Below are 12,784 nucleotides of genomic sequence, written 5' to 3' on the forward strand. Positions count from 1 at the left end.
TGCGGGAGCGCGCGAAGCACCGGCAGGCGGCGTCAGCGGCGCTTGCGGTTGTTCCACGAAGACAGAGCGGACGCGGCGGCCTCGGCGGCCTTGTCGAGGACTTCTGCTGACCGGCTCAGCACGTCCTGCGCAGCATCCTGCCAGCCAGGCGCGGATGCGCGCTCGCCTGACTGGACCCGTGCATGGTGCTCCGCGGCGACGAGAGAGCGCTCGAGTGCGGCGACCGCATCGCGGTAGGCCGAGTACGTGGCGGGCGTCGCGCGGTACTCGGTCTCGCGCCGTGCCTCGACGGCCTGTCCCGCGGCGCGGAGATACGCGGCTGTGGCCGGCTGCCGGACGTCGGTCATGGCGGGGTACGCGATCTGCATCGCGGGGTCGGTCTCGTAGCTCATCCAGCGCGCGGTGATCGCGTCGTGCTCGGCGCGCAACCGGTCGAGGGGACGTGGAGCGGATGCCGACGGCAGAGCTGCGCGAGCGGCGCTGAGCCGCACGCGCTTGGCATGCAGGTCTGCCTGCGCGGCCCTCAGATCACGCTCCCGCTCACGGAGAATCTGCCTCGCGGCGGCGACGTCATCACCGGTGAGCCGGCGCGCGGAGCGTTCGGCGGCGGCGTGCGCGGCATCCGCCCTGGCCATCTTGAGGGCGTGACGGCGATCTGATGCGATCTGCCGCGCCACCTTCACATCGTGCCGCGCTGCGTCGAGGGCGAGACGGCGCCCACCCCTGGAACCGCGCCAGCGGACCGTCGCGAATCCGACCGTACCCGCAGCCAGCGCACCGGGCGCGATCCACCACAGCTGCGTGATCAGCACCGGGTCCATACCGTCGATGCTACCCAGCGTTTGCCGCGTGATCGCGGTGAGTTCCCACTTCTGCGGCCGCAACGCGGGGCGACGGCCGCAGAAGTGGGAATCGGCTGCAGCAGTTCGAGGTCACTCCGTCGTCGCGGCGAGATCAGCCGTGTACGTCTGCGCGACGCCGTCGGGCGACGTGACGACGACGGATGCGTCGCCGCTGCCACCGGGAAACACCCGCAGCGTGAGCCCCTCGTGGTAGTCGTAGTCGGGTCGGTCGGTCTGCGCGCCCCAGGGCAGAACCGTGCCGGGCCGTACGTAGAGGGGCAGCGAGTCGAAGCCGTGCGTCTCCCGTCGCCAGACGCCACCCGTCACGGTCTCGCCACTGATCAGCGACGTCCATTCGCCCGCGGGCAGGTAGAACTCCACCTCGCCATCGGCGCTGAAGACCGGGGCGACGAGCAGCGAGGAACCCAGCATGTACTGCCGATCGAGGTAGCCGACCGCCGGGTCTTCGGGGAACTCCAGGACCATCGGCCGCATCAGGGGAATGCCCGTCTCGACCGCGTCCAGCCCCTGCTGGTACAGGTACGGCATCAGCCGCATCTTCAGGTGGGTGAAGCGACGGGTCACCTCCACGGCTTCCTCGTCGAATGCCCACGGCACCCGATACGAGCTCGATCCGTGGAAGCGCGAGTGCGAGCTGAGGAGCCCGAATGCCGTCCAGCGCTTGTACACCCCGGCATCCGGTGTGCCCTCGAATCCGCCGATGTCGTGACTCCAGAAGGCGAAGCCGCTCAGCGCGAGCGAGAGCCCCCCGCGCAGCGTCTCGGCCATCGAGACGTATGTCGATGTCGAGTCGCCGCCCCAGTGCACGGGCATGCTCTGACCGCCGGCCGTCGCCGACCGCGCGAACAGCACGGCCTCACCCTCGCCCCTCGCGTCCACGAGAACCTCGTGGACGGCCCGGTTGTACAGCTGCGTGTAGAGGTTGTGCATGCGCTCGGGGTCGCTGCCGTCGGCCCACTCGACGTCGGTGGGGATGCGCTCGCCGAAGTCGGTCTTGAAGCAGTCGACGCCCTGATCCACCAGCGCGCGAAGCTTCGACTGGTACCACGCCGTGGCGTCGGGGTTGGTGAAGTCGACCAGGCCCATGCCGGACTGCCACTGGTCCCACTGCCACACAGAGCCGTCGGGGCGCGTCACGAGATAGCCGAGGTCGGCCCCCTCACGGAACAGCGCCGAGCGCTGTGCGATGTACGGATTGATCCACACGCACACGCGCAGATCCTTGTCGTGCAGGCGGGCGAGCATGCCGTCGGGATCGGGGAAGACGCGCGAATCCCACTCGAAGTCGCTCCAGTTGAACTCGCGCATCCAGAAGCAGTCGAAGTGGAACACAGACACCGGCAGCTCGCGGGCGGCCATCTCGTCGATGAACGAGTTCACGGTCTGCTCGTCGTAGTCGGTCGTGAAGCTCGTCGACAGCCACAGGCCGTACGACCAGGCCGGCACCACAGGCGGGCGTCCCGTGAGTGCGGTGTAGCGGCGCAGCACGTCCTTCGGCGAGGGGCCGGCGATCACGAAGTACTCGAGGACTTCACCCGTGACCGAGAACTGCACGCGTTCCACGGCCTCCGAGCCGATCTCGTACGACACGTGCCCCGGGTCGTTCACGAGGACGCCGTAGCCGCGGCTCGACACGTGGAAAGGCACGCTCTTGTATGCCTGCTCGCTCGAGGTGCCGCCGTCGGCGTTCCAGATCTCGACGGTCTGGCCGTTCTTCACCAGAGGGCCGAACCGCTCGCCGAGGCCGTAGACGAGCTCGCCGACGGCCAGCTCGAGCTGCTCGTGCACATAGGTGGAGGCGGCGGGGATGCCGGCGTCGTACTGCGTGTTGCCCACGATGCCCGCGTCGACCGCTGCGTCGGATGCGAGGCGCACGTAGCCCTGAGAGCGCGGCCCGCTGCCGGTCACACGCCGCCCGCCGACCTCGAACGACAGGTTCCACGGTGCACCCGGTGCGATCTGGGCGACGAGCGAGCCGGCATCCAGAGTCCCGCCCGCATCCGACAGTGAGACGGATGCCGCGCCCGATCCGGCACCGGGCAGATCGAAGCCGCCGTGCCACGCGCGCCCCTCGTGGTGCGCGATGCGCACGCGGATCACGCCCTCGGCGGGGGAGGAGAGCGTCGTCGTCAGCACCGCCCGGTTGAGAGTGTCTCCGCGCGACGCGATCACCTTGGTCGGGGCGGTGATGACCAGGCCGTCCCCGTCCTGCGTCGTCGTGCGGTCGATGTCGTACGCCTCTTGCGCGTACAGGGCGTCGACTCCGGGGCGGAGCTGCCAGAAACCATCGGTGAACTTCATTACTTGACTGCTCCTGCGGTGATGCCGCGCGTGAGGGTGCGCTGGAAGATGAGGAAGAAGATGAGCGTCGGGATGATGCCCAGCAGAGCCGACGCGCTCGTCGTCGTGACGTCCATCAGACGGTCGCCCTGCAGCACGCTGATGGCGACGGGCACGGTCTGGTTGTCGTTCGACGCGAGGAACGTCAGGGGGATGAGGAACTCGTTCCACGTCCAGATGAAGAAGAAGATGAGCAGCACCGACAGGGTCGGGCGGCTGATCGGGAAGACGACCCGCCAGAGGATCTGCCAGCGGCTCGCCCCGTCGAGGGACGCAGCCTCGAGCACCTCCTTGGGGAAGGTGCCGTACACGCTCGAGAGCAGGTACGTGCCGAACGCGGCCTGGATCACGGTGAAGATGATGATCACCGAGAGCACGTTGTCGTACAGACCCACCGACTTGAACATGTAGTACAGCGGGTACAGCAGCGCCTCCTGCGGCAGCAGGTTCGCGAGCAGGAACAGCAGCACGATCCAGGTGCGCCCGCGCACGCGCCCGATGCCGATCGCGAAGGCGTTGAGCATCGAGATGCCCACGGCGAGCACCGCGACCGCACCGGAGATGAGGATCGAGTTCCACACCTTCTGCGGGAAGTTCACCCGCTCCCAGAACTTGACGATGCCGGTGAAGTCGAGCTCGTGGGGCAGAGCGAGCGGGCCGGAGGTCGCATAGTCGGTCGGCGACTTGAACGAGTTCACGATCACGAGATAGAAGGGCGCGATGACCAGCACGGCGCCGATCACGACGAGGGCGAGCATGAGCCAGTCGATGCCGCGCTTCTTGGTCATGCCGCCGCGGGCCTTCGCCGCCTTGCCGGTGACGATCAGAGTGGTGGCGCTCATCACAGACCAGCCCTTTCCTTGCGTTCGATCGAGTTCTGCACGCGGATGAACACGATCGACACGATGACCACGACGATCGTGAGCACGGTGGCGATGGTGGCGCCGTAGCCGACGTTCCGCTTGGTGAAGAACTCCTGGTACGCGTAGAACGCGGGAACCAGGGTGGAACCTGCGGGGCCGCCGCGGGTGATGATGTAGACCGGGCCGAACACCTTGAGGGCGGCGATCGTGCAGGTGAGGGTGACCACGAAGATCTCCGGGCGGATGATGCTCATCGTGATCGCCGAGAAGCGCTGGAACCAGTTGGCGCCGTCGAGCTCGGCCGCCTCGTAGAGCTCGGGGTCGACGCGCTGCAGAGCGGCCATGAACACCACGACCGGGTAGCCGAGCTGCACCCACACCATGACGACCATCAGCACGACGAGAGCGGAGGGCATCTGGCCCAGCCAGTCGTAGGCCGGCATCCCGAACCAGCTGAGGATCTGGTTGAGCGCGCCGTCCTTGCCGGGCCGCACGATCCAGCCGATCACGATGCCGGCGACGGCGATCGGGAGGATCTGCGGGAGGTAATAGGTGGCGCGCAGGAAGCTGCCGACCTTGCCCCCGAATTTGCGGCCGATCACATCGAAGAGGAGAGCGGCGACGATGAGGCCCACGATGGTGGGCACGACGACCATGGCGATGATCATCCACACGGAGTTCTGGAACGACGTCCAGAAGTCCTCGTCGGTGAACAGCTTCTGCCAGTTCTCCAGGCCGATGAACTCAGGGGTGCGCACGCCCTTCCACTTGGTGAACGTGAGGTACGCGTTCCAGATGAGGGGGACGATCACGACGATCAGCAGCAGGGCGAAACCGGGGAGGAGGTAGAACCAGTAGGCTCCGGTTCCGCCTCGGCGCTGCGGGATGAGCGGCTGTTCGGGCGGCAGCGCGGTGCGGCCCGATCGTGTTGCGGTTGACATTTTCACGCTCCAGGAGGGGGAGGGGCGGCATCCGTGCGGATGCCGCCCCGGTGGGCGGGTCAGCGGAAGTCCGCGGTTCCCTCGTCGTAGGCCTTGCCGAGGTTCTCGTCCGTGGTCTCGACGTCCTGGCTGCCGGTGATGAGACCCTGCAGCTCCTGCACGATCACGTCGTAGAAGCCCGGTGCGGGCCAGTCGGGGTAGAACGACAGGCCGTCCTGGTCGAGGATGCCGTTGAACGTCTCGATCAGCTCGGAGCTCTTGGGATCGGTGATGTCGGCCGGGTCGGCCGCGACAGGGAGGCCGCCGTTGTTGCCGATGATGGCCTGGATCTCGGGGCGCATCGTGATGTCGATGAACTTGTAGGCGAGTTCCTTGTTCGCGGCGTTCTCGGGCACGACCCACAGGTTGCCGGAGGAGCCGAGCGAGAGGTCGGCGCCGGGGAACGCGGTCATGGTCCAGTCGAAGCCGGTGGCCTCGTTCACGAAGCGGCCGTACCACCATGAACCGGAGACGAAGATGGGCGAGGAGCCGTTGATGAACGAGACTCCCGCATCCTCGGCCTTGATCGACGAGACGTCGGAGGCGATGTAGCCCTTGTCGACGTACTCCTTGAGGGTTTCGGAGGCCGCGGTGATCTCGGGGCCCTGCCAGTCGACGGGATCCTTGTACAGCTGGTAGTCGTCGACGAAGCCGCGGTCGCCCTTCATCAGGGCGAGCTGGTACCAGAGCTGGCCGAGCGGGTACTCGGCGCCGGCCTCGGCCAGCGGCGTGATGCCCTTGGCCACGAACGCGTCGAGGACGTCGACGAACTCGTCGTAGGTGGTGGGGATCGCCAGCCCCGCCGCCGCGAACGCGTCCTTGTTGTAGTAGACGCCGACGAACTCGCCGTAGTTCGGGACGCCGTACCAGGCGTCGCCGCCCATCACGCCGTCTTCGGAGTACTTGGCAGTCGTCTGGAGCGAGGGGGCGAGCTTGTCGGCCCATCCGTACTCGTCGACGGCGTCGGAGATGTCGCTGATCAGGCCGGTCGAGGCGAGGAAGCCCGCCGTCGCGTTGCCCTTGTTGAATTCCATGAGGTCGGGAGCGGCATCCGTGTCGAGCACCTGGCTCGCGGTCTTCTGGATCTGCTCGAAGGATTTCTCCTCGAACTCGACCTTGGCGCCGGTCTCCTCTTCGAAGATCTTGATGGCCTCGGCCCAGGCCTTGCCCATCGCGCTGTCTTCGCTCTCGTAGTGCCAGAGCTTGAGGGTCTGGCCGTCGCCGCCCTCGTCGGAGCCGCCGGGCGTGCAGCCGGCCAGGGCGAGCCCTGTCGCGGTGAGCGCGGCCAGCGCGGCGAGCGTCTTCATCCTGCGGGTGTTGCGTGCCATCGTCGGCACTCCTTTCTCGGTGGCCCTTGAGGCCGGACACTGCGTTGTGGTTCGGGTTTTCAGTTGGTCGATATCGTCGAAGCGTTTCGATAACGGGCGACGAAGCAGGCGTGGCGGGCGGCTACCCCGGGGGAGCGATCGAGCCCGCGGAGCGGTATTCGGGTGGCAGGAGGTGGATGCCGGTCGTCGACTCTCCGTCCTCGAGTCGCCGGACGGCGAGCTCGACGGCGAGTTCGCACGACTGCTGCGGGATCAGCGGGATCGTGTCGACCGGTACGGAGAGCGTCGAGGTGTCGAATGACGCGGCCGCCGAGACGACGGACACATCGCGGCCCACCCGCAGTCCCCGGTCGGCGAAGACCGAGAGGAGCGCTTCGTGCACATCGTCGACGGAGTGCACGATGAACGCGCGGTGACCATGGTCGAGAGCGGATGCCGCGGCCTCCCTGACTGCGACGGCATCGGTGGCCGAGGCGCCAGTGGTGACCCAGTCGATCGAGACTCCGCGTTCGAGGGCTCGGTCCTCGACGCCGTGCAGGAGACGACGGGGGAAGTTCGACTTGCGATACGCGACCTCGGTCTGGCCGAGCAGCGTGAGGCGCTCGTGTCCGGCATCGGCGAGACGGTCGACCGCGATGCGCCCTGCCGCGTCGAAGTCGAGGTCGACGCAGGTGAGCCCGTGCGCATCGTCGGGGATCCCGATGAAGATCGTCGGGGTGCGTATCGAGCGCGCGATCGCGGCGCGCTCATCGTCGGGGGCGACGTCGAGTACGAGGATGGCGTCGACGAGGTTGCTTGCGGTGACCCTGTTCATGCCCTCGGAGGTCTGCTCGTCGGTGAGCAGGAGGATGTCGTAGCCGCGCCGGCGAGCAGCGACGGCGGTGGCGAGGACGAAAGCCATGTGGGTCGGCGCATGCGTGTCTGCGCGCAGCGGCTCGGTGAGGGCGAAGATATGTGTGCGGCGGCCCGCCAGCATCCGAGCTCCGGCGTCGGGCTGGTACCCGAGGGTCAGCGCGGCCTCTTCGATGCGGCGGCGGGTCTTCTCGGAGATCGGGCGCTTGCCGCTGAGTGCGTAAGACACGGTGCTGATCGACACGCCCGCGGCCTGCGCCACTTCGTGGATCGTCGTCATCGTGACTCCGTCGTCGCTCGTCTGGTGATCGTCGAAGCGCTTCGCTAACGCTTCCTCAGCGATGATAGGGCGGCGGCACCACCGCGCGCAAGCTTTTTGTGGTTGAAGCCAACAAATCTCGCGGGGTGGGGCTCGAGAGCGCCGGCGAAGGGCGCGCGAAAAGGGGGCGACGAGGTCTCGATGGGGGAGGGGATTCGAGACCCCGCCGCCGGTCTAGGAGGAGACTCGGATCTCGGCGATGACCTCGCCGTACGCGGTCTCGCCGACGGGGGTGAACCCGACGCGACGGAAGAAGTTCTCCGGACCTTCGTCGCCGCCTTCGTAGATGACGTTGACGTGGTCGACGCCGCGCTCGCGTGCCTCGGCGACGAGAGCCTCGACCGCGAAGCGTCCGACGCCGCGACCCTGGTCGTCGGCGTCGACGTTGATGCGCCACAGCACGGAGCGGAAGTGCTCCTCCGGAGCCTCGGGGTCGAAGTTCGCGCTGACGAATCCGACCACCTCGTTGCGATCGAGGATGACGCGCTGCCACGAGGTCTTCGGGTTCACGACCGTGGCCGCGATGCCGTAGGAGACGGGTGCGAGGAACTGCTCCTGTCCGGGCTTGAGCGACAGGTTGTTCACGGCGACGATCGTCGCGGCGGAGAGTTCGACCAAGCGCAGTTCGGACATGATCCCAGGCTAACCCCTCGCAGGCGCCTGCACACGCAGCGGCGACATAATTCGCGCCGCCGCATGTGGCGGGCGCGATAGGGGGCGGGCTCGCCCAGCGGGCGTCGAGCCGCTCAGGTATCTTGGTATCGAGACAAATCACCCCGCGAACGGAGAACCTCCCGGTGACCGACGACGCCATCATCTACACCTACACCGACGAGGCTCCGGCACTTGCCACCGCCTCATTCCTCCCGATCATCCAGGCATACACCGGCCAGGCGGGCATCGAGGTGGAGACGCGCGACATCTCGCTCGCCGGCCGCATCCTCGCCGCATTCCCGCAGAAGCTCACGCCGGAGCAGCAGGTCGGCGACGCGCTCGCCGAGCTCGGCGGTCTCGCGACCCTGCCCGAGGCGAACATCATCAAGCTGCCGAACATCTCGGCATCCATCCCGCAGCTGAAGGGCGCGATCGCCGAGCTGCAGGCAGCGGGGTACGACATCCCGGACTTCCCCGACGAGCCCAGCACGCTCGAGGAGAAGGACGTCCGTGCGCGCTACGACCGCATCAAGGGTTCTGCCGTGAACCCCGTGCTGCGCGAGGGCAACAGCGACCGTCGCGCACCGCTCGCGGTGAAGAACTACGCCCGTAAGCACCCGCACCGCAACAAGGCGTTCGCCGAGGGCTCCAAGACCCGTGTCGCGACCCTCGGTCACGACGACTTCAAGAGCAACGAGCGCTCCTGGGTCGCGGCCCACGACGACGTGCTGAGCTTCCGCCACACGGCGGCAGACGGCACGGTCACGGTTCTCAAGGAGGGGCTGAAGGTTCTGCCGCGCGAGATCATCGACGCGACATTCCTGTCGGCATCCGCTCTCGACGCCTTCCTCGCCGAGACCCTCGAGACCGCCAAGTCCGAGGACGTGCTGTATTCGGTGCACCTCAAGGCGACCATGATGAAGGTGAGCGACCCGATCATCTTCGGTCACGTCGTGAAGGCCTTCTTCAAGGATGTGTTCGACCAGTACGGCACGCAGCTCGCTGAAGCCGGCCTCAGCGCGAACGACGGCCTCGGCTCGATCCTCGCGGGCCTCGCGAACGTCACCGGCGGCGCCGAGATCGCCGCGGCCTTCGACAAGGCCATCGCCGAAGGGCCTCGTCTGTCCTACGTGAACTCCGACAAGGGCATCACGAACCTGCACGTGCCGAGCGACGTGATCGTCGACGCATCGATGCCCGCGCTTGTACGCAACGGCGGCAAGCTCTGGGGCAAGCAGGGCGAGGAGGCCGACACCCTGGCCGTCATCCCCGACTCGTCCTACGCAGGCGTCTACCAGGCCGTGATCGACGATGTGATCGCGAACGGCCCGCTCGACCCTGCCACGATCGGCACCGTGCCGAACGTGGGCCTCATGGCACAGGCCGCCGAAGAGTACGGCAGCCACGACAAGACGTTCGAGATCGCAGCCGACGGCGTCGTGCAGGTGCTCGACAGCGAGGGCACAGTGCTCATCGAGCACGAGGTCGGCAAGGGTGACATCTGGCGCGCGACGCAGACCAAGCACATCCCGGTCATGGACTGGGTCAAGCTCGCGGTCGGGCGTGCTCGCGCCACCGGCGCTCCGGCAGTGTTCTGGCTCGACGCGAATCGCTCGCACGATGCGCAGATCATCGCCAAGGTGCACCAGGGCCTCGCGACGCTGGACACCAAGGGCCTCACGATCACGATCCTCGCTCCCGAGGAGGCCACTCGCTACACGCTCGCGCGCATGCGTCACGGTCTCGACACCATCTCGGTGACCGGCAACGTGCTGCGCGACTACCTGACCGACCTGTTCCCGATCCTCGAGGTCGGCACTTCGGCGAAGATGCTCTCGATCGTCCCGCTCCTCGCGGGCGGCGGTCTGTTCGAGACCGGCGCGGGCGGCTCCGCGCCGAAGCACGTGCAGCAGCTCGTCGAGGAGAACTACCTGCGCTGGGACTCGCTGGGCGAGTTCTTCGCCCTCGCGGCATCCCTCGAGCACTTCGCCGACCGCACGGGCAACGAGAAGGCCAGGGTGCTCGCCGAGACCCTCGACGCCGCGACCGGCACGTTCCTCGAAGAGGACCGCTCGCCGGGCCGCGCGCTCGGCACGATCGACAACCGCGGCAGCCACTTCTACCTGGGCCTGTACTGGGCGCAGGAGCTGGCGAAGCAGACGAAGGATGCAGACCTCGCCGCGGCCTTCGCACCGGTGGCCGCGACTCTCGCCGAGAACGAGGAGAAGATCGTCTCCGAGCTCAACTCGGTGCAGGGACACAAGGTGGAGATCGGCGGCTACTACCGTCCGGACGACGCCCTCGTCACGGCTGTGATGCGGCCCTCGGCCACGTTGAACGGGATCATCGACGCGCTCGCCTGACCTGAATCGAAAGGACCGGATGCTCAGGCATCCGGTCCTTTCGCGTTGGCGGGGGTGCAGCGTGAGCGCACCTGGGACGCGAACGGCTCGGGGGGCCCGACGGTGCGTGAATCCGCGAAACGACAGAGGCGCCCGGCGGCGTAAGCCGGCGGGCGCCTCTGTCGTTGAGGATCAGTAGTGGACCGACACCTCGACGCCGTCTGGCGCCCAGTCGTAGACCCACTTCGCGGCCGAGATCGGCATGTTCACGCAGCCGTGGCTCATGACGTGGCCGAAATTACTGTGCCAGTACGTTCCGTGGAACGCCTGGTCGCCGTTGAAGTACGTCACCCACGGGACATCCTTGGTGACGTAGTCGGCGCCCTTCATGTCCTGGATGCGCACGTGGGCGCGGATCGTGAAGTTGCCGGTCTTCGTGTCGTGACCCGGGGCCCCGGACGAGATCTTCCACGAGTTGACCAGCTGGCCGTTCTCGTAGAAGCTCGCGGTCTGGGTGCTGAGGTTCACATCGGCGGTGCGGACCAGATTGACCGAGGTGAACGGCGTCTCCGTGACCGTGATGTCGTAGATGCCGTCGCCGCTCTCGAGCTGAGCGGCGAATTCCTCGGCGATGTTCGAGGTGTCGCCGATGGCGCGCCCGTTGACGCCTTCGGTCTCGGCGCGCAGGACCTTGCCCGAGGAGTTGACGACGTTGGCGGCGTTCACCGGTGCTCGATCGACCAGTGCGGGCAGCGTGTCGACGGTGGCCTGGATCGCTGCCTGGTCGGCGACGATTCCGAGCTCGCCGTCGGTGTCGACCACGGTGAGCCAGCTGGCGGCGGTGGCCGCGTCGACGGGAACCGTGCGCTCGTCGCCGATGTAGAAGCCGATGCTGCCCAGCATCGTGTTCAGCGAGGTCGCGACGGTCGTGGCGTCGTCGTCGGACACGGATGCGATGGCCGTCGTCGGCTCACCGGAGAACTCGAGGCTGTTGCCGCCGTCGGCGAGGGCTGCGGCGATCGCGTCGGTGAGCTCGGAGACGCTGATCGCGGTTCCGGTCTCCGAGGGGGTGACGACGAACGTGCCGGTCGCCGCGTCGAAGGAGACGGCGGCGTCGACCGGGTCTTGGAAGCTTGTGGGCACGGCGTCGCGCAGTGCCTCTTCGGCCTTCACCGGGTCGAGCGCGATGTCACCAGGCACTGCGGCTCCCCACGACGTGACGTTCCACATCGGGTGGACGGCGAACGCATCGTCGGCCAGAGCGCGCGCGTCGATGGAGGCGCCGAGGTCTGCTCCGGTGAGCACGACGTCGTCGCCGGCTCCCGTGAGAGTGACCCGGGTGTCGGCGAGGTGGTTGCTGAGAGCATCCGCCGCCGCGCCAGGGGTCATCCACCCGACCGAGATCCCCGCGACCGTGGTGCCCGGTGCGATCAGGACCATCGAGGCCGCGCCCGCGCCGAGCGCCAGGACCCCGAGCCCGAGACCGATCCACAGGCCCAGCCGCTTCTTCTTGGGGGCGGGCTCGATGGGAGCCCACGCCAAGGGCTGGTCGCCGTCGGCTGGTGGCAGCGCCGTGGCATCGTTCGTGAGCACAGCAGTCGCGGACGCGTCTGCAGAAGCCGATGCTTCGGCGATCTTCTCGGTCGCTGCGTCCGGCGCAGAAATCAGATCAGTCACGAACTTCACCCCCCGGCGATCAACGTGTTGGTATATCAATGGTACGCGATCGCAGGTAACGAGGAGGCAACGGAGTGACGCGCGCCCTGCGTGGTGTCGCGGCTCAGTCGACGATGGCGATCCCGTCGATCTCGACGAGCATCTCCTCGCGGGGCAGGCCCGTGAACACGGTCGTGCGAGAGGGCAGGATGCCGCTGGGGGTGTGCGCGGTCACGAAGGCGCCGTACGCGTCGTTCATGATCGCGAAGTCCTCGCGCGCGGTGAGGTAGACGCGCAGCATCACGACGTCGTCGAAGGTGGCTCCGGATGCTTCGACGATCGCCTTGACGTTCTCGAGCGTGCGGGTGGTCTGCGCGGCGACGTCACCCGGATGCAGGTACTCGCCGGTGACGGGGTCCACGGGGCCCTGACCGGACACCTGCACGAACGGACCCTTGCGGACGCCCTGCGAGAACGTGTGGGCGGGAGCAGGGGCGGCATCGGTGGAAACGCGGGTCTTCACAGTCATGTCGCCAGCCTAGTAGCGTTGTTAGGTGCCTGTACTAATTGCGGATGCTGCGCAGATC

At 67.4% G+C, this 12,784-nt stretch carries 10 protein-coding genes; 1 reads left to right on the forward strand and 9 read right to left on the reverse strand.

All coding sequences use genetic code 11. From position 1 onward, the window contains the following. Positions 1-32: 32 nt before the first annotated feature. The 7 genes from RS84_RS12060 to RS84_RS12090 all read right to left on the reverse strand — a co-directional run bounded on the left by RS84_RS12060 (position 33) and on the right by RS84_RS12090 (position 8,178). A complete protein-coding gene (locus RS84_RS12060; RefSeq protein ID WP_045257998.1) occupies positions 33-821 on the reverse strand; it encodes a hypothetical protein in 789 nt (262 codons plus the stop codon). 111 nt (positions 822-932) lie between these two features. Further along, entirely contained in the window at positions 933-3,164 is a 2,232-nt protein-coding gene (gene yicI, locus RS84_RS12065; RefSeq protein ID WP_045257999.1) for an alpha-xylosidase, read from the reverse strand. Further along, positions 3,164-4,045 carry a carbohydrate ABC transporter permease gene (locus RS84_RS12070; protein WP_082062165.1) on the reverse strand — a complete coding sequence of 294 codons (882 nt, stop codon included), beginning with the start codon at positions 4,043-4,045 and terminating at the stop codon, positions 3,164-3,166. Before RS84_RS12070 ends, yicI begins: the two co-directional genes overlap by 1 nt. After that, entirely contained in the window at positions 4,045-5,007 is a 963-nt protein-coding gene (locus RS84_RS12075; protein ID WP_052676346.1) for a carbohydrate ABC transporter permease, read from the reverse strand. The genes RS84_RS12070 and RS84_RS12075 overlap by 1 nt, the downstream gene beginning before the upstream one ends. A gap of 59 nt (positions 5,008-5,066) precedes the next feature. Beyond that, the gene (locus tag RS84_RS12080) at positions 5,067-6,374 is read right to left on the reverse strand and encodes an ABC transporter substrate-binding protein (RefSeq protein WP_045258000.1); all 1,308 of its coding nucleotides are present in this window, start codon (positions 6,372-6,374) and stop codon (positions 5,067-5,069) included. A gap of 121 nt (positions 6,375-6,495) precedes the next feature. Next, positions 6,496-7,506 carry a LacI family DNA-binding transcriptional regulator gene (locus RS84_RS12085; protein ID WP_045258001.1) on the reverse strand — a complete coding sequence of 337 codons (1,011 nt, stop codon included), beginning with the start codon at positions 7,504-7,506 and terminating at the stop codon, positions 6,496-6,498. Positions 7,507-7,719: 213 nt separating this feature from the next. Continuing rightward, positions 7,720-8,178, reverse strand: a complete 459-nt coding sequence (locus RS84_RS12090; RefSeq protein ID WP_045258002.1) for a GNAT family N-acetyltransferase — start codon at positions 8,176-8,178, stop codon at positions 7,720-7,722. A gap of 164 nt (positions 8,179-8,342) precedes the next feature. On the opposite strand from RS84_RS12090, the gene RS84_RS12095 reads away from it, so the two are divergent. Next, positions 8,343-10,562: an NADP-dependent isocitrate dehydrogenase gene (locus tag RS84_RS12095; protein WP_045258003.1), complete on the forward strand. Its 2,220-nt coding sequence runs from the start codon at positions 8,343-8,345 to the stop codon at positions 10,560-10,562. A gap of 171 nt (positions 10,563-10,733) precedes the next feature. Here RS84_RS12095 and RS84_RS12100 read toward each other — a convergent pair whose 3' ends face one another. Continuing rightward, entirely contained in the window at positions 10,734-12,218 is a 1,485-nt protein-coding gene (locus RS84_RS12100) for a L,D-transpeptidase family protein (RefSeq protein WP_235281482.1), read from the reverse strand. A 103-nt stretch (positions 12,219-12,321) separates the two neighbouring features. Further along, positions 12,322-12,726, reverse strand: a complete 405-nt coding sequence (locus RS84_RS12105; protein WP_045258004.1) for a RidA family protein — start codon at positions 12,724-12,726, stop codon at positions 12,322-12,324. Positions 12,727-12,784 lie beyond the last annotated feature (58 nt).

Origin of the sequence: Microbacterium hydrocarbonoxydans (genome assembly GCF_000956475.1) — a bacterium.
Classification (GTDB): Bacteria; Actinomycetota; Actinomycetes; order Actinomycetales; family Microbacteriaceae; genus Microbacterium; species Microbacterium hydrocarbonoxydans_A.